The organism is Streptomyces sp. V3I7, assembly GCF_030817495.1.
Taxonomy (GTDB): Bacteria; Actinomycetota; Actinomycetes; order Streptomycetales; family Streptomycetaceae; genus Streptomyces.
Genome location: NZ_JAUSZK010000001.1, coordinates 2,452,852 through 2,469,532, shown reverse-complemented (window position 1 = coordinate 2,469,532; position 16,681 = coordinate 2,452,852). Strand labels below are relative to the sequence as shown.

The following is a 16,681-nucleotide window of genomic DNA, read 5'->3' as shown; positions in this document are numbered from 1 at the left end:
CAACCGCGTTGCGTTGCCGGGAAGTTGGCCGGACAACCCGAGCCCACCAGAGCCCACCACCCCGCCACGAGCACTGTTACATTCCGATCGTCCGGATCATGGTGTCGAGGAAGGCGCAGCCCATGCCAAGCCACGGAGCGCGGGGCCGGAGCGGTCGCCGCCCCACCTTGGAGGAGGTCGCGGCCCGCGCCGGGGTGGGCCGGGGCACCGTGTCCCGCGTGATCAACGGCTCACCCCGGGTCAGCGACGCCACCCGCGCGGCCGTCGAGGCGGCGGTGGTGGAACTCGGCTACGTCCCCAACACCGCGGCGCGCGCCCTGGCCGCCAACCGCACGGACGCCATCGCCCTGGTCGTGCCCGAGCCGGAGACCCGGTTCTTCGCGGAGCCGTACTTCTCGGACATGCTGCGCGGCGTCGGCGCCGAACTGGCCCACACCGAGATGCAGTTGCTGCTGACCTTCGCGGGCAGCGACCGGGAACGCCGCCGACTGGCCCAGTACCTCGCCGCCCACCGCGTCGACGGCGTCCTCCTGGTCTCCGTGCACGCCGACGACCCGCTGCCCGATCTGCTGGCCCAGCTGGAGATCCCGGCGGTGATCAGCGGCCCGCGCTCGGCCGAGGAGGCGCTCACCTCGGTGGACTCGGACAACTACGGCGGCGCCCGGGCGGCGGTCGAGCACCTGCTGGCCCGCGGCCGCCGCACCATCGCCCACATCACCGGCCGCCTCGACGTGTACGGCGCCCAGCGGCGCGTCGACGGCTACCGCGACGCCCTGCGCGACGCGGGCCACCCGGTGGACGAGAGCCTTGTCGAACCCGGCGACTTCTCCGAGGAGGGCGGCCGCCGGGCGACGGCGAGGCTCCTGGAGCGGGCCCCGGACCTGGACGCGGTCTTCGCCGGCTCGGACGTCACCGCGGCCGGCGCCCGCCAGGCGCTGCGCGAGGCGGGCCGCCGCATCCCCGAGGACGTGGCCCTGGTCGGCTACGACGACTCGGTCATCGCCCGCCACCTCGACCCCACCCCTGACGAGCGTGCGCCAGCCGATCGAGGAGATGGGCCGCGAGATGCTCCGCCTGCTCCTCACAGACATCGCCGACCGCCGCCCACCCACCGCCCGCGAACCGGAGCGCCGGCACGTGGTGCTGCCTACGGAGCTGGTGGCGCGGGCGTCGTCGTGAGCGCCGTACCGGGGCTTGGACCAGGGCATGCTCAGCCCTCCAGCTGCCCCGCCCCGGTCCTCCAGCCAGGCGGGGCACACATCAACAACCCTCGTGCTGCACCGGAGGCCCTTGATCCACGGGTATACGGCTTCTCAAGCCAGCGGGTAGTCGTAGCGCAGGAAGCCCTTGAAGCTCGCCACCTTGTCGTACAGTGCGCGGGCAACGGTGTTGGTCTCCTGAGTGGTCCAGTACAGGCGTGAAGCCCCCCGCTCCCGCGACACATCGGCCACGTTCTCGATCAGCATCCGCGCCACACCTCGGCCGCGCGCCGCATCGAGGACGAAGAGGTCCTGGAGATAGCAGCTGTCTTCCATCCAGAACGTCGGGTGGAACAGATAGTGCGCGATGCCGACCAGCTTCCCGTTCGACCAGGCGCCGACGCCGTGGAAGTCGGTACCGCGTCGTAGCCGCAGCCAGGTCTCCTCATACGCCTCGTCCGGCACCGCGGTGCGGTAGAACGCCTTGTAACCGCGCGCCAGGACCTCCCAAGCCGCACGGTCCTCCTCGCGCAACGAACCGATCTCGATCACGGTGCCCCTCCTCAAACGCCAGCCCTCAGCTGATCCGGTGTTCCGCCGGGCGCTGCCTACACCTCATCCGGCGAGACCGGCGGCCCGCCGAGCGACCGAATCGTGTCGGCGTAGGCCTGGGACACCGTGGGGACGCTGTCCAGAAGCGTCCCATCCATGGCGAAGACAACTGCACGCATGGCTCAGGATCCTGACGGCCACACCGCGTTCGACGCCAGAGCCACTTCCCGAACACTGGCCCCACTCGATCGGCGCTGTATCGCGGCGGGCGGCGGGCGGCCCCGGTCCCTGGGCTACGCCCGTGAGGCTCTGGGCAAGGCGACCGGGAGCGAGCCCCGGCCGAGCTGGGTGAGCTTCTACACTGACCAGCCGCGTGGCCGAGGTGGACACGAAAAAGGCCGGTGACCTGATCATCACAGGTCACCGGCCTCTTCGGTGAGGGTGAGTGACGGGACTTGAACCCGCGACTTCCTGGACCACAACCAGGTGCTCTACCAGCTGAGCTACACCCACCATGACCGGCGGTGGAACTTGTCGTTTCCCCGACCGGCCGAGAAGAAGTCTACAGGGTCCGAAGGGGTGCTCGCGCACGCCTTTCGTGGGGGCCCGCTCCGGGCCCTGTCGGGGCCCTACTGCGCGGGCAGGACGTACCTGGCCGCGATCGTCCGGGCCGTGTCGGAGTCCGGGCCGGGCTGTGGCACGAACAGGGCCTCGCGGTAGTACTTCAGCTCGGCGATCGACTCGCGGATGTCGGCCAGCGCCCGGTGGTTGCCGTTCTTCTCCGGGCTGTTGAAGTAGGCGCGCGGGTACCAGCGGCGGGCCAGCTCCTTGATGCTGGAGACGTCCACGATCCGGTAGTGGAGGTAGTCCTCGACGCGGGGCATGTCCCGCAGCAGGAAGCCGCGGTCGGTGCCGACGGAGTTGCCGCACAGCGGGGCCTTGCCGGGTTCCTTCACGTGCTCGCGCACGTACGCCAGGACCTGCTCCTCCGCGTCGGCCAGCGTCGTGCCGCCGGCCAGCTCGTCGAGCAGCCCGGACGCGGTGTGCATGTGACGCACCACCTCCGGCATCGTCTCCAGCGCCGCGTCCGGAGGGCGGATGACGATGTCCACCCCCTCGCCGAGTACGTTCAGCTCGGAGTCGGTGACCAGCGCGGCCACCTCGATGAGAGCGTCGTCGGACAGCGAGAGTCCGGTCATCTCGCAGTCGATCCACACCATGCGATCGTTCATATGTCTAACCTTACGGCTCCCTCCCGCTTCCGGGACCAGCCATGCGAGGGCGTTCGCGCCGTACCCGGTGATACGACGAGGGGGGCGAGGCGGCTCACCGGCCGCCTCGCCCCCCTCGTCGTATCACGCGCCGTGTCACGCGCCGCCGCGTGGGCCCGACAGTCCGGCGCGGGTGAGGTACGCCTCCCGGGCGTGCTCCGCGGACAGGCTCATCGCGGGAGCGGCGCGCCGGGTCTGCATCGGGACCGCGCTCTCCGGGTGGAGCACGGTGGGCACCGCCCCGGCCAGGCCCGCCGGTGCGACCGGCTGGTCGTCGGACGGCCGCTCGCCCTGGGGCCTGCGGGCGCGGTACGCGGCCCGGTAGGCGGCCGGGGACGAACCCAGCTGGCGGCGGAAGTGGCCGCGCAGGGCCACCGGGGAGCGGAAGCCGCAGCGGCCCGCCACCTCGTCAACCGAGTAGTCCGACGTCTCCAGCAGCCGCTGTGCCTGGAGCACCCGCTGGGTGATCAGCCACTGCAGCGGGGCGCTGCCGGTGAGCGAGCGGAAACGGCGGTCGAACGTACGGCGGCTCATGTACGCGCGAGCCGCCAGCGTCTCCACGTCGAACTGCTCGTGGAGGTGTTCCAGCGCCCAGGCGACGACCTCGGCGAGCGGGTCAGCGCCGATCTCCTCGGGTAAAGAGCGGTCCAGGTAGCGCTCCTGGCCTCCGCTCCGACGCGGTGGGACGACGAGCCGCCGGGCGAGCGCGCCCGCCGCCTCGTTGCCGTGGTCGGTGCGCACGATGTGCAGGCACAGGTCGATCCCGGCCGCGGTGCCCGCGGACGTCAGCACGTCGCCGTCGTCGACGAACAGCTCGCGCGGGTCGACGTGCACCGACGGGTAGCGTTTGGCCAGCGTCGGCGCGTACATCCAGTGGGTCGTGGCCGGGCGCCCGTCCAGCAGGCCGGCCGCGGCCAGCACGAACGCGCCGGTGCACAGCCCGACGATCCGCGCGCCCTCCTCGTGCGCGCGGCGCAGCGCGTCCAGCGCGTCCTCCGGCGGCGGAGAGGTGATCGAGCGCCAGGCCGGCACGACGACGGTGCCCGCCCGCGAGATCGCCTCCAGGCCGTGTGGCGCGGTGAGTTCGAGTCCCCCTGTGGTCCGCAGCGGGCCTTCCTCACCGGCGGCGACCAGCAGTCGGTAGCGCGGTACCCCGGCGTCCTGGCGGTCGATGCCGAACACCGAGAGCGGTATGGAACTCTCGAAGATGGGTCCGCCGCTGAACAGCAGCACCGCGACGATCTCCTTGCGGCGTCGCCCGGACAGCTTCCGGGCCGCGGCTTCCGGTGCGGCAGCGGAGTCGTGGCTCATACTGCTAAGCCCCCCTCGGTGGTCGCGGCTCCTCGGTTGAATCGCTCCTGCACGTTTCCCCTCGGTCCTGCACGAGTCCCCCGCCGTAAGACAGTCAAGATCGAATCTACTGGGTCCCGCAACGTCGCGGTGGCCAGTTCCGCACGCGGCACATTGTCGACATGACAACTTGGCGTGAAGCATTCGATCACGAAGCGTTGCACTCGTGGAGCGTGCGGGGAAGTGCGCCTTGTCGCAGTGGCCAAAGCGCGTAGGGCGCGAAGTGGCTCGGGGACCCTTTCCGTGCAGGTGGAACGGGGGTCGAGGGGTGGTCGGGGCAAGTCCTGGACATGGTCCAGAAGTTGGCCGAAAAGCGACGGGCGCGTGCGTGGAAACCGGTCAGCCGACCGGTGTACGTCCCTCGGTGTGATGTCCGCCTCGTCGCGCGGCCTCTCCCGTCGCCGCCGCCCGGCGCCCCGCGACCCGCTCCGAGCGGCGCAGCAGGACCAGGCAGGCGCCGGTCACGGCGGCCAGGCCCAGTGCCGTGCCGGCGGCGCCGGCGAGGGAGGTGCCGTACCAGAGGAGGACCACCGGGACGAGGGCGCAGCTGAAGGCCGCCCAGCGGACCACGTCGCTCACGGTGTCCGGCGCGGGGTGCTGTACGGGGTGCGGTTCGGCGGTCGGGCGCGGTTCGGACATGTCGTCCTCCCTGGGGCGCCACCCCCGTGGTGGCTCGGCGGGATCAACGCGGGTTCGATCGACCGGTCACTCTGCGCTACCGCCGGACGGGAGCTCCAGGTGCTTGAATCCCGCGCAAACCGCCTGTACGGGTCACCAACCATTGCGTTACGGGCGGCGCTCGTGCATGCTCCGGGGAACCCCTGCGAGCCCTGAGCGGATCTGGGCTGAGGGGGCGTGCCGCCGTACCCTTGCGGGTATGGGGTTGGGAAGATGTTTCCCGGACACAGCTCTGCCGCACACTGTCGTCCCCCCGATCAAGGATCCTTACGCCGAGACAGCCATGGCCGGTCACGAATTCTCCGAACCCGCGGACCGCAAGCGGCGGGTCGCCGATCCCGCGGCGGCCGATCCCCTCGCCGCGGAAGAGGTACGCCCTTCCTGCGATCCCGCCTTCCAGCACGGGGTGGTCGTCGGCTTCGACGGCTCCACCTCCAGCGAGCGCGCCCTCGCCTACGCGATCGGCATGGCCCACCGCTCAGGCTCGGGACTGATCATCGTCCACGTCGCCAACCGGCTGCCCACCACCGTGTGGGCGGGCTGCGAGCCTCCCGTCTTCGTCGACGTGCCCGACCACCGCACCGAGGTCCTCGGGCTCGAACTCGCCTGCGCCGAGCACCTCTCCGAGGTGCCGTGGATCCTTGTCGAGCGTGGCGGTGACATCTGCCACGAACTCGAGGAAGTGGGACGGGAGTACGAGGCCGACGCGATCGTCGTCGGGTCCACGCACGGACTCGTCGGCCGGCTCTTCGGCTCCGTGGCCGGGCGGCTCGCCAAGCGGGCGCAGCGGCCCGTCATCGTGATCCCCTGACGCGGCTTCCGCGCCTCACGGGTCTCGTTCCGCCCCTTTCGTCAACTCCCTTTGTGCAGCCGGAAACTACCCGTGCGTAGAGGTGTTTGTGCCCTTGTGAAGGGCATATACCGGTCACCGCACGACGGCACATGCGCGGCACATGCGCGGCACATGCGCGGCACATGCACGAAGGGAGCCCGCCGTGACCAACGACGTCTCCGCGGGAAGCGGAAGCATCACCGTGGCCGGCCGACTCGCCCTGGGTGTCACGCTGTTGGCGTTCGGACTCGGGACGACCGGCGTGATCGACGGGGTGGCCGCGTCCGACGCCGTGACCCTCGCGCACTACGTGGGCGGGGTCGCCCTCTTCCTCCTCGGCCTGGTGGCCCTCCGCGACCGGGACGGCGTCGGCGGTACGGGCTTCGCAGCCCTCGGCGCTCTCTGGTTCACCTGGGCCGTCGCCGACCGCGCGTCCGCCGAGGCGGCCGGGCTCTTCCTGCTCCTGTTCGCCCTCGTGGCGCTCACGCTGACCCTCGCGGGCGGCGACACCCTCGGCCAGGCCGTGCACGGACTGCTGTTCCTGGCGATGCTGCTGCTCGCGGTCGCGAGCTTCGCCGGCAGCTCCTCGCTCGCGAAGGCCGGCGGCTGGGTCGCCGTACTCTCCGGGGCGGTCGCCTGGTACGCGGCGACGGCGGCGCTGGCGCACTGGCCGACGGCTCTTCCCCGACGTGCTGCGGGCCGGGGAGTGACGGCCGCCGGCTGATGACAGCAGCACTGAAACGGACCCCCACGTGCTGGTGGCACACGTGGGGGTCCGTTCTTTGCGCCTAGACCGGCGCCGCTCTCGCGGAGGTGGTTGCTCGCCGTGGGGGTTGCTCAGTTGTCGCTTCCGCCGTGGCGGGGGTTTTCCTACTCCACCGTGACGGACTTGGCGAGGTTGCGCGGCTTGTCGATGTCGCGGCCCAGGGCCTTGGCCGTGTGGTAGGCGAGGAGCTGGAGCGGGATGCCCATGAGGATCGGGTCCAGCTCGTCCTCGTTCTTCGGGACGATGATCGTCTGGTCGGCCTTCTCCTGCTCCTGGTGGGCGACCGCGAGGATCTGGCCGCTGCGGGCCTTGATCTCCTCCAGGGCGGCGCGGTTCTTCTCCAGCAGGTCGTCGTCCGGGACGATCGCGACCGTCGGCAGGGCCGGCTCGATGAGGGCCAGCGGGCCGTGCTTGAGCTCGGAGGCCGGGTAGGCCTCGGCGTGGATGTAGGAGACCTCCTTGAGCTTCAGGGAGGCCTCGCGCGCCACCGGGTAGCCCCGGACGCGGCCGATGAAGAGCATCGAGCGGGCGTCGGCGTACTGCTCGGCCAGCTCCTTGACCTGCTCCTCCTGCTTGAGGATCTCGTCGATCTGGGCGGGCAGCTTGCGCAGGCCCTCGATGATCCGCTTGCCGTCGCGCACGGACAGGTCGCGGGTGCGGCCCAGATGCAGGGCGAGCAGGGCGAAGGCGACGGTGGTGTTGGTGAAGCACTTCGTCGAGACGACGCAGACCTCGGGGCCGGCGTGCACGTAGATGCCGCCGTCGGCCTCGCGGGCGATCGCCGAGCCGACCACGTTGACGACGCCGAGGACGCGGGCGCCCTTGCGCTTCAGCTCCTGGACGGCGGCGAGGACGTCGTATGTCTCACCGGACTGGGAGACCGCGACGTACAGGGTGTCGGGGTCGACGACCGCGTTGCGGTAGCGGAACTCGGAGGCCGGCTCGGCGTCCGCGGGGATGCGGGCCAGCTCCTCGATCATCTGGGCGCCGATCATGCCGGCGTGGTACGAGGTACCGCAGCCGAGGATCTTCACGCGGCGGATCTTGCGCGCCTCGCGGGCGTCCAGGTTCAGGCCGCCGAGGTGCACGGTGGAGAAGCGGTCGTCGATGCGGCCGCGCAGCACGCGGTCCACGGCGTCGGCCTGCTCGTGGATCTCCTTGTGCATGTACGTGTCGTGGCCGCCCATGTCGTACGAGGCGGCCTCCCACTCCACGGTGGTGGGCTCGGCCGTCGTGCGGGTGCCCTCGGTGGTGTAGGTGCGGAAGTCGTCGGCCTTGAGGGTCGCCATCTCGCCGTCGTCCAGCGTGACTATCTGGCGGGTGTGGGCGACCAGCGCGGCGATGTCCGAGGCGACGAACATCTCCTTCTCGCCGATGCCGAGGACGACCGGGGAGCCGTTGCGGGCCACCACGATGCGGTCGGGGAAGTCGGCGTGCATGACGGCGATGCCGTACGTGCCCTCGACCAGGCGCAGGGTCTCGCGGACCTTGTCCTCGAGCTTCTTGGCCTCGGAGCGGGCGATCAGGTGGACGAGGACCTCGGTGTCGGTCTCGGAGAGGAACTCGACACCGTCCGCCTCCAGCTTGCGGCGCAGGTCGGAGGCGTTGTCGATGATGCCGTTGTGCACGACGGCGACCTTGTTGTCGGCCGACATGTGCGGGTGGGCGTTCACGTCGGACGGGGCGCCGTGGGTCGCCCAGCGGGTGTGCGCGATGCCGGTCGTGCCCTTGAAGCGCGCCGGGACCTTCGCCTCCAGGTCGCGCACCCGGCCCTGGGCCTTGACCATCTTCAGGCCGGCCGACTTCGGGGAGGACACGACGATGCCCGCGGAGTCGTAGCCGCGGTACTCCAGCCGCTGGAGGCCTTCCAGCAGCAGGGGAGCCACGTCACGCTTCCCGATGTATCCGACAATTCCGCACATGTATACGTATCCCTCAGCCTGGCGTCTCAGCCGTAGACCATGCGGCGCAGCTGCCGAAGCGTCAGCTCCGGCGGCGCCACCGCCCGGTATTTCAGGTCCGCCTCGATCCGTTCGAAGATCGCCGCGTTCGCCAGGCCCTGGGCCTGGAGCTCGCGGTGGCGGCGACGGACGTAGTCCTGCGTCGTCTCGTCGAAGTAGGCGAGCACGTCCTGGACCACACGCAGCGCCTCGCCCCTGCCCAGGGGCGTGGAACGCGTCAAGTGATCAACAAGTTCGTCGTGCACCCGGTAGATCCTGAGGGACCGGCCGCGGTTTCGCAAGAATCCTGCCCGATTTCGGGCACTGTGACGGGGGAATCCCTCTCGCGGTCCGCACTTTCTGTGGCATGCGTCACGAGTTGGGGGGTGTTGTGCGTCACATGCGCCGCAGGATCGCCTGTTTGGCCACGCCGAACTCCTCGTCCGTCAGCACGCCCGAGCGGTGCAGCTCGCCCAGCTCCCGCAACCGCCGCAGCAGTGCGTCGTGGTCGTCCTCGACGGCCGGGGCGCCGCGCTGCTCCGGCACCTCCGGCAGCCGCGGCCGTACGTTCGCCGGGGCCGTCGACGGATGGGGCAGCCGCGCCTGCACGGCGGCCGCGACCAGGGCCATCAGCGGGTCCTTCCGGAACCCCCACAGCTCCACCGCGTACGGGTCGTACTTCGGCGGCACCTCGCAGGCCACGCCCCGCACGGTGAAGCGCAGATGGCCGTTCTCCAGTCCGGCGGCCGGCTGCCAGTCCACGGCGGTGATGTCGCCGACGGGCAGGGTCCGGACCCCGGCGGACGACTTGGCCTCCTCCGTCTTCCAGTTCCACTCCAGGCGCACCTGGTCGCCGTCGAAGCTCGCGGTCCCGTCCCCGGCCGAGACGGACAGGGGCACGGCCGGGCCCGGCAGCAGATACGCGCCCACCGGACCGGACGGAACCTGGTCCAGCAGCAGGGCGCCGCGCACCTCCTCCACGAAGTACTCGGCGACGCCGTACCGGTCGGGCTCGACGGACAGCCGATACGGGTCGTGCGGCTCGCCGAGGCGGCCGCCGGTGGCGTGCAGCAGCGGATCGGCGCCGTCACGCAGCCGCAGCCGCAGCCGGCCCGACTTCCGGCCCTGTTCGAAGGAGACGCCCGCCAACGCGCCCAGCGGGACGACGAGTTCACCCAGGGTGGCACGCAGCAGCCCGACGCTCTTGTCGCGTCCCGGAGTCAGCCGGAGGGCGTCGCCGTCGAAGGCCCACGTGCCGTCCTTCTGGAGGATTTCCGCCATGCGGGGATTGTTTCATCGCATCTGCGAGAGAGTGGTCCGTACCTGTCGGGGTCTCAGCACCCCGCGTCCGCTTGAAGGGAGCGCATGTGAGACGGCACCACGGCACGACTCCCCGTATGACCCGGTTGCTCGGTTCGCTGCTACTCGTGGCAGCGGCCGGTGTCTTCACCGCCGGCGCGGCACCGTCCGCCCCCACCCCGCGTGCCACCCCGCTCGGCCGGGTCGTCCCGGCCCCCGCCGCGGTCGAGCCCGGCGGGGCTCCGTACCGCATCACCCGCGACACCCGGATCCGCGTCGCCGACACCCGTGAGGCCCGCCGGGTCGGCGAGTACCTCGCGGACATCCTGCGCCCCTCCACCGGCTACCGTCTGCCGGTCATCACGCAAGGGCCCGGCGGCATCCGGCTCAAGCTGGCCCAGGGCCCGTTCGGAGCCGAGGGCTACCGCCTCGCCAGCTCGCCCGGCGGGGTCACCATCACCGCCCACGCCCCGGCCGGCCTCTTCCACGGCGTCCAGACCCTGCGTCAGCTGCTCCCGGCGGCCGTCGAGAAGGACTCCGTACAGCCCGGACCCTGGCTGGTCGCGGGCGGCACCATCGAGGACAGCCCGCGCTACGCCTACCGCGGCGCGATGCTGGACGTCTCCCGCCACTTCTTCACCGTCGACCAGGTCAAGCGCTACATCGACCAGATGGCGCTCTACAAGGTCAACACCCTGCACCTGCACCTCAGCGACGACCAGGGCTGGCGCATCGCCATCGACTCCTGGCCGCGCCTGGCCACCTACGGCGGCTCCACCCAGGTCGGCGGCGGCGCGGGCGGCCACTACACCAAGGACGACTACCGCGAGATCGTGCGGTACGCCGCCTCCCGCTATCTGGAGGTCGTCCCCGAGATCGACATGCCGGGGCACACCAACGCGGCCCTCGCCTCGTACGCGGACCTGAACTGCGACGGCGTCGCGCCCCCGCTGTACACCGGCACCAGGGTCGGCTTCAGCAGCCTGTGCGTGCCCAAGGACATCACGTACGACTTCGTGGACGACGTCATCCGCGAGCTCGCCGCCCTCACGCCCGGCCGCTACCTCCACATCGGCGGCGACGAGGCGCACTCCACCAGCCACGAGGACTACGTGGCCTTCATGGACCGGGTGCAGCCCCTCGTCGCCAAGTACGGCAAGACGGTCATCGCCTGGCACCAGCTGACCGGCGCCCATCCGGCCAAGGGCGCGATCGCCCAGTACTGGGGCCTGGACGGCACCAGAGCGGCGGAGAAGGCCCAGGTCGCCGAGGCCGCGCAGCACGGCACCGGGATCATTCTGTCGCCCGCGGACCGGGTCTACCTCGACATGAAGTACAACCCGGACACGCCGCTGGGCCTGCACTGGGCGGGCTATGTGGAGGTGCAGCGGTCCTACGACTGGGATCCGGGCAACTACCTTCCAGGCGTGCCCGATTCGGCGATCCGGGGCGTCGAGGCGCCGATGTGGTCGGAGACGGTCACCAAGTCGGCCGACATCGAGTACATGGCGTTTCCGCGGCTGGCCGGCGCGGCCGAGCTCGGCTGGTCACCGGCGTCCACGCACGACTGGGACGCCTACAAGGTGCGGCTCGCCGCGCAGGGGCCGCGCTGGGAGGCGCTGGGGATCGGCTACTACCGCTCGCCGCAGGTGCCCTGGCCCGCGAGCTGAGCCGAGGATGCCGGCGGGCACCCCGGTGGACCGTCACCGGGGTGCCCGCCCGTCTTCCGGTCAGAACCCGGCGAGGGGGTTCTTCAGGGTGCCGACGAGCTGGAGTGCGCCCGACGGATCGGCGAGGTCCACCATCTGCCTGTTGTCGCGCAGCTGGAGCCGGTTGAGGCAGGACAGCGCGAACTCGGGGGCGAACAGGTCGTACTGCCCAAAGCGGTCGGCGAGTTCGGGCACCGACTCCTGGTAGGCGCGGGTGACCTCCGCGACCGTCCGCCAGAAGTCGTCCTCCGCCAGGACGCCCTCGTCGGCCAGCAGGGCGGCGAGGAAGCGGAAGAAGCAGTCGAAGACGTCCGTGAAGATCGACAGGAGCTTCTTGTCGTCCGGCACCTCGACCCGGATCCGCCGCACCTCGGGCGGCAGCGCGGCGCCCGGGTCCAGGACCGCGATCTCCTCGGCGATGTCCTTGTAGACCGCCCGCTGGACCACGCCGTCCTTCAGGACCAGGATCACGTTCTCGCCGTGCGGCATGAACACGAGGTCGTAGGCGTAGAAGCTGTGCAGCAGCGGGGTGAAGTACGCCCGCAGGTAGTGCCGCAACCACTCGGCCGGCGCCAGGCCGGACCGCTCGATCAGCGCGCCCGCGAACGAGGCGCCCTCGTGGTCCACATGGAGCAGGGACGCCATGGTGGCGAGGCTCTCGCCCTCCTGGAGGGAGGCGACCGCGCTCTCGCGCCACAGCGCCGCGAGCATCTTCCGGTACGGCGAGTAGCGGTCCGTCGCGGCCTCGTACTCCCGGTGCCGGTAGCCCACGGCCGCCCGCTCGCGGATGATCGACAGGCCCGTCGCCTTCAGCACCGGGTCGCCCTCGACGATCTGGGCGAGCCAGTCGTTGATCGCCGGGGTCGCCTCCATGTAGGCGGCCGAGAGCCCGCGCATGAAGCCCATGTTGAGGACGGACAGCGCCGTCTTGACGTAGTGCTTGCCGGGATGGGAGCGGTTGAAGAAGGTCCGGATGGACTGCTGGGCCAGGTACTCGTCATCGCCCTCGCCCAGGCAGACCAGGTGCCCGCGGGCGACCTCGGCGGCGAAGGTGACGGCGAGCTTGTTCCACCACTGCCAGGGGTGCACGGGGATGAGGAGGTAGTCCCCGGGGTCCAGGCCGCGCTGCCACAGCACGTGCGCGAAGCGCTCGACGGTCGCCTCGCCCAGCTCCTCGCGGACGAAGGACTCGTACTCGATCCCGGCGCCCGCCGTGAACGCCGCCCGGGAGCGGTGCGCGGCCAGCCACACCAGTCGGACGGGGCTCGCGGTCTCGGGGGCGTACGCCAGGTACTCGTGGACGCCGAAGCCGAGCCGGCCGTTGTTGGCCACGAAGCAGGGGTGCCCCTCGGTCATGCCGGTCTCGATGGCCTGGAAGCCGCTCTCCGTGAGCTCGGCGGAGGTGGTCCTCGGCTTGGTGAGCTTGAAGCAGGTACCGGAGAGCGTGGAGGAGATCTCCTCCAGGTAGACGGGCAGGATCCCGTCGCTCAGGCCCAGGGTCTCCTTCAGCTCGATGAAGAAGTCCAGGGCGGCGAGCGGGAGTTCCTCGCCGTCGCGGGTGCGGGTGATCGAGGCGGCGTCCACCTGCCAGTGGTCCAGGGCGCGGCGCGTGGCGGTGAAGCGGTAGCGGGTGAGGCCGTCGTCGCTGCGGACGGTGTACGCCTCCCCGTCCGGCTCCGGGATGATCAGGCGCTCGTGGGCGAACTCGGCGAGCGCCTTGCGGACGAGCAGCCGGTTCGCCTCCTCCCAGCGCTCGGGGGACAGATGGGCCACGGAGGCGGCGGGGGTCATGCGGACACCGCCTTCTCGAACTGCTCGCGCGTGCAGAAACTCAGCAACGCCTTCTTCTCCGGCTTCTGTATCTCTCGGTCGGGTACGAACCCGACGGCCTCGTTCAGGGCGTGCACCGCCGTGTTGCGGACGTCCGGCTCGACGACGACCCGGGCGGTGGCGGGGTCCTCGAAGAGGTGCGCCATCACGGCGGTGATGACGGACCGGGTGAACCCGTGCACCGGGGTGTCGGTCGCCGGGGTCAGGAAGTGCATGCCGACGTCGCCGGGCTCTGGCTCGTACAGCCCGGCCAGCTCACGGTGGGCGGGGTCGTACTTCTCCATGAGGAAGACGGGGACGCCGTCCGCCAGCCCGAGCAGGGCGTGGTGGTGCGCGTCGGCCGCGATCTCCCGGTAGGCCTGCTCGACGTCCGCGACCGAGGCGTCCCGCATCATCCAGAAGGACGCCTTGGGGTGGGTGACCCAGGAGTGGAGCAGCTCGGCGTCCTGGACGGGGTCGAGGGGGCGGAACGTGAAGGCCGTGTTCGTGCTGGTCATTTCCGTGCTGGTCATGTCCGTGCTGGTCATACGGCGAACTCCTGGAACGCGATCGTCTTCTCGACCGGGTAGTAAGCGCTGCCGAGCAGCTCACGGATGATGAAGCTGTTGCGGTAGGCGCCCATGCCCAGGTCGGGGCTGGTGATGCTGTGCGTGTGGACGCCGGCGTTCTGGATGAAGATCCCGCGGCCGCTCACGTCGATCGCGTAGTTGCGGGCGACGTCGAAGTTGCCCCGGGCGTCGTAGCGCAGCCGGTCGCGGACGGGCGCGAGGAAGGCCGGCTCGGTGTAGTGATAGCCCGTGGCCAGGATCAGGCCCTCGGAGCGCAGCTCGTAGTCCTTCTCCTGCTCCTCCTGGCGCAGGCTCAGGGTGTACGTGCCGTTCTCGTACCGGGCGCCGGTCAGGGCGGAGTTGGTGAGCAGCCGGGTCGGGACCGGGCCGCCGAGGTTCTTCTGGTAGAGCAGGTCGAAGATCTCGTCGACGAGGTCGCCGTCGATGCCCTTGAACAGGCCCTTCTGCCGCTCCGTGAGCCGGTAGCGGGTGGCCTCCGGCAGGGCGTGGAAGTAGTCGACGTACTCCGGGCTGGTCATCTCCAGCGTGAGCTTGGTGTATTCGAGAGGGAAGAAGCGCGGGGAGCGGGTGACCCAGTTCAGCCGGTAGCCGTGTACGTCGATCTCGCTGAGGAGGTCGTGGTAGATCTCGGCGGCGGACTGGCCGCTGCCGACCAGCGTGATCGACTCCTTCGCCTGGAGCTCCGCCTTGTGGTGCAGATAGCGGGAGTTGTGGATGACGTCGCCGTCCAGATCGCGGCAGGACTCCGGGACGTACGGAAGCGTGCCGGTGCCGAGGACCAGGTGGCGGGCGCGGTAGGTCTCACCGGCCTCGGTGCGCACGACGTAGACCTCGTTCTCGTTCTGGTACGTCACCTCGGTGACGGTCGTGCCGAAGCGGACGCTGCTCAGCCGGCCCGCCGCCCAGCGGCAGTAGGCGTCGTACTCGACGCGCAGGGGATAGAAGTTCTCGCGGATGTAGAACGAGTACAGCCGGCCCCGTTCCTTCAGGTAGTTGAGGAAGGAGTACGGGGACGTCGGGTCCGCGAGCGTGACCAGGTCCGACAGGAACGGGGTCTGGAGGTGGGCGCCCTCCAGGAACATCCCGGAGTGCCACTCGAAGTCCGGCTTCGACTCCAGGAAGACGCCGTCGAGTTCGGTGATCGGCTCGGTGAGGCAGGCGAGGCCGAGGTTGAAGGGACCGAGCCCGATGCCGACGAAGTCGTGGGTCTTGGCCGGGGTTTCAGGACGCGCGGTCAAGGGACTCTCCCAGGTACTGCTCGGCGTGGCCGGCGATGAGGTCGAGGACGGCGGCGATGTCGGCCGCCCGGGTCTCGGGGTTGAGCAGGGTGAACTTCAGGTAGTGGCGGCCGTCGACCTTGGTGCTCGCCACGACGGCGTCACCGGACGCGAACAGGGCCGCCCGAGCGTGCAGGTTGACCTGGTCGATCTCGTCGGGGTCCGCGACGTCCGCCGGGACGTACCGGAAGACGAGGGTGGACAGGGACGGCTGGACGACGACGTCGAAGCGCGGGTCGGCGGCCAGCAGCCGCCAGCCCTCGGCCGCGAGGTCGCACACCTCGTCGAAGAGCTCGCCGATGCCGTCGGCGCCCATCGTGCGCAGGGTCATCCACAGTTTGAGGGCGTCGAAGCGGCGGGTGGTCTGGAGGGACTTGTCGACCTGGTTGGGGATGCGCTCCCGCGCCAGCCGGCGCGGGTTGAGGTAGTCCGCGTGGTAGGTGGCGTGGCGCAGCGTGGCCGCGTCGCGCACCAGCACGGCGGACGAACTCACCGGCTGGAAGAAGGACTTGTGGTAGTCGACGGTGACCGAGTCGGCCCGCTCGATGCCGTCGAGGCGGTCGCGGTACTTGCGGGAGGCGAGCAGCCCGCAGCCGTAGGCCGCGTCCACGTGCAGCCAGACGCCGTACCGGCCGCACAGCTCGGCGATCTCCGGCAGCGGGTCGATGGAGCCGAAGTCGGTGGTGCCGGCGGTGGCGACGACCGCCATCGGGGTCAGGCCCTCGCGTGCGCAGCGCTCCAGCTCGTGGGCGAGCGCGACGGTCTGCATCCGCTTGTCGCGGTCGACGGGAACCGGGACGACCGCGCCCGGGCCGAGTCCGAGGAGCTGCGCGGACTTCCGGACGCTGAAGTGGCTGACCTCGGAGGTGAGGACGCGCAGGTTCGCGAGCGCGTCGCCCTTGGCCTCCTCGCGGGCGAGCAGCAGCGCCTGGAGGTTGGACTGGGTGCCGCCGGAGGTGAACACGCCGTCGGCGGACGGGCCGAGGCCGATGCGGGCGGCCGTCCAGTCGACGAGCCGGCGCTCGATGAGGGTGCCGCCGGCCGACTGGTCCCAGGTGTCGAGGGAGGAGTTGACGGCGGAGAGCACCGCCTCGCCCAGCACGGCCGGGATGACCACGGGGCAGTTGAGGTGGGCGAGGTAGCGGGGGTGGTGGAAGTAGACGGCGTCGCGGAGGTAGACCTCTTCGAGCTCGTCGAGGACGGCGGACGGGTCGTGCAGAGGACGGTCGAGGTCGATCCGCTCGATGACGGGGGCGAGGGCGTCGACCGTGATCCCGGTGAACGGCCTGTCGGTGGAGGCGAGTCTGGCCGCCACCCGCTCCACTCCTTCGGTCACGGAGCGGCGGTAGTGCTCCGCGGTGAGGTCATTGAGCAGGTGCGAGCGCATGTGGGGGTCCTCCGAGAGGGGA

General features: G+C 70.6%; 15 protein-coding genes, 1 tRNA gene and 1 pseudogene. 4 read left to right on the top strand and 13 right to left on the bottom strand.

The window, feature by feature from the left end; translation table 11 throughout:
• Positions 1-122: 122 nt before the first annotated feature.
• Positions 123-1,179, top strand: a pseudogene (locus QFZ74_RS11485) (LacI family DNA-binding transcriptional regulator).
• 134 nt (positions 1,180-1,313) lie between these two features.
• Here QFZ74_RS11485 and QFZ74_RS11480 read toward each other — a convergent pair.
• From QFZ74_RS11480 to QFZ74_RS11455, 6 genes are all read right to left on the bottom strand, one after another.
• Positions 1,314-1,751, bottom strand: coding sequence for a GNAT family N-acetyltransferase (locus tag QFZ74_RS11480; protein WP_307620710.1), 438 nt, complete (start codon positions 1,749-1,751; stop codon positions 1,314-1,316).
• A 56-nt stretch (positions 1,752-1,807) separates the two neighbouring features.
• Positions 1,808-1,930: an HAD family hydrolase gene (locus QFZ74_RS11475; RefSeq protein ID WP_307620709.1), complete on the bottom strand. Its 123-nt coding sequence runs from the start codon at positions 1,928-1,930 to the stop codon at positions 1,808-1,810.
• A gap of 261 nt (positions 1,931-2,191) precedes the next feature.
• A tRNA-His gene (locus QFZ74_RS11470) sits at positions 2,192-2,264 on the bottom strand.
• Positions 2,265-2,380: 116 nt separating this feature from the next.
• Positions 2,381-2,983: an oligoribonuclease gene (gene orn / locus QFZ74_RS11465; RefSeq protein ID WP_307620708.1), complete on the bottom strand. Its 603-nt coding sequence runs from the start codon at positions 2,981-2,983 to the stop codon at positions 2,381-2,383.
• Between the two features lie 135 nt (positions 2,984-3,118).
• Positions 3,119-4,333, bottom strand: coding sequence for a helix-turn-helix domain-containing protein (locus QFZ74_RS11460; RefSeq protein ID WP_307620707.1), 1,215 nt, complete (start codon positions 4,331-4,333; stop codon positions 3,119-3,121).
• Between the two features lie 378 nt (positions 4,334-4,711).
• Positions 4,712-5,011, bottom strand: coding sequence for a hypothetical protein (locus QFZ74_RS11455; RefSeq protein ID WP_307620706.1), 300 nt, complete (start codon positions 5,009-5,011; stop codon positions 4,712-4,714).
• 322 nt (positions 5,012-5,333) lie between these two features.
• On the opposite strand from QFZ74_RS11455, the gene QFZ74_RS11450 reads away from it, so the two are divergent.
• A complete protein-coding gene (locus tag QFZ74_RS11450) occupies positions 5,334-5,861 on the top strand; it encodes a universal stress protein (RefSeq protein WP_307620705.1) in 528 nt (175 codons plus the stop codon).
• Between the two features lie 184 nt (positions 5,862-6,045).
• Positions 6,046-6,606, top strand: coding sequence for a GPR1/FUN34/YaaH family transporter (locus tag QFZ74_RS11445; protein ID WP_307620704.1), 561 nt, complete (start codon positions 6,046-6,048; stop codon positions 6,604-6,606).
• A 146-nt stretch (positions 6,607-6,752) separates the two neighbouring features.
• Here the strand turns inward: QFZ74_RS11445 and glmS are convergent, their stop codons facing one another.
• The 3 genes from glmS to QFZ74_RS11430 all read right to left on the bottom strand — a co-directional run bounded on the left by glmS (position 6,753) and on the right by QFZ74_RS11430 (position 9,869).
• Entirely contained in the window at positions 6,753-8,570 is a 1,818-nt protein-coding gene (gene glmS, locus QFZ74_RS11440) for a glutamine--fructose-6-phosphate transaminase (isomerizing) (RefSeq protein WP_307620703.1), read from the bottom strand.
• Between the two features lie 26 nt (positions 8,571-8,596).
• Entirely contained in the window at positions 8,597-8,854 is a 258-nt protein-coding gene (locus QFZ74_RS11435; protein ID WP_307620702.1) for a hypothetical protein, read from the bottom strand.
• A 130-nt stretch (positions 8,855-8,984) separates the two neighbouring features.
• Positions 8,985-9,869 (bottom strand): DUF4429 domain-containing protein, encoded by an 885-nt coding sequence (locus QFZ74_RS11430; RefSeq protein ID WP_307620701.1) that lies wholly within the window; start codon positions 9,867-9,869, stop codon positions 8,985-8,987.
• A 116-nt stretch (positions 9,870-9,985) separates the two neighbouring features.
• Here QFZ74_RS11430 and QFZ74_RS11425 point away from each other — a divergent pair, with 116 nt between their 5' ends.
• Entirely contained in the window at positions 9,986-11,557 is a 1,572-nt protein-coding gene (locus QFZ74_RS11425) for a beta-N-acetylhexosaminidase (RefSeq protein WP_307620700.1), read from the top strand.
• 60 nt (positions 11,558-11,617) lie between these two features.
• On the opposite strand, the gene QFZ74_RS11420 is transcribed toward QFZ74_RS11425, so the two are convergent.
• The 4 genes from QFZ74_RS11420 to desA are packed head-to-tail and all read right to left on the bottom strand — an operon-like array spanning position 11,618 to position 16,659.
• A complete protein-coding gene (locus QFZ74_RS11420; RefSeq protein WP_307620699.1) occupies positions 11,618-13,387 on the bottom strand; it encodes an IucA/IucC family siderophore biosynthesis protein in 1,770 nt (589 codons plus the stop codon).
• On the bottom strand, positions 13,384-13,923 hold the full coding sequence (locus QFZ74_RS11415; RefSeq protein ID WP_307624119.1) for a GNAT family N-acetyltransferase: 540 nt from the start codon (positions 13,921-13,923) through the stop codon (positions 13,384-13,386). Before QFZ74_RS11415 ends, QFZ74_RS11420 begins: the two co-directional genes overlap by 4 nt.
• 26 nt (positions 13,924-13,949) lie before the next feature.
• On the bottom strand, positions 13,950-15,233 hold the full coding sequence (locus QFZ74_RS11410; RefSeq protein WP_307620698.1) for a lysine N(6)-hydroxylase/L-ornithine N(5)-oxygenase family protein: 1,284 nt from the start codon (positions 15,231-15,233) through the stop codon (positions 13,950-13,952).
• Positions 15,217-16,659 carry a lysine decarboxylase DesA gene (desA, locus tag QFZ74_RS11405; protein WP_307620697.1) on the bottom strand — a complete coding sequence of 481 codons (1,443 nt, stop codon included), beginning with the start codon at positions 16,657-16,659 and terminating at the stop codon, positions 15,217-15,219. The genes QFZ74_RS11410 and desA overlap by 17 nt, the downstream gene beginning before the upstream one ends.
• Positions 16,660-16,681: the final 22 nt, after the last annotated feature.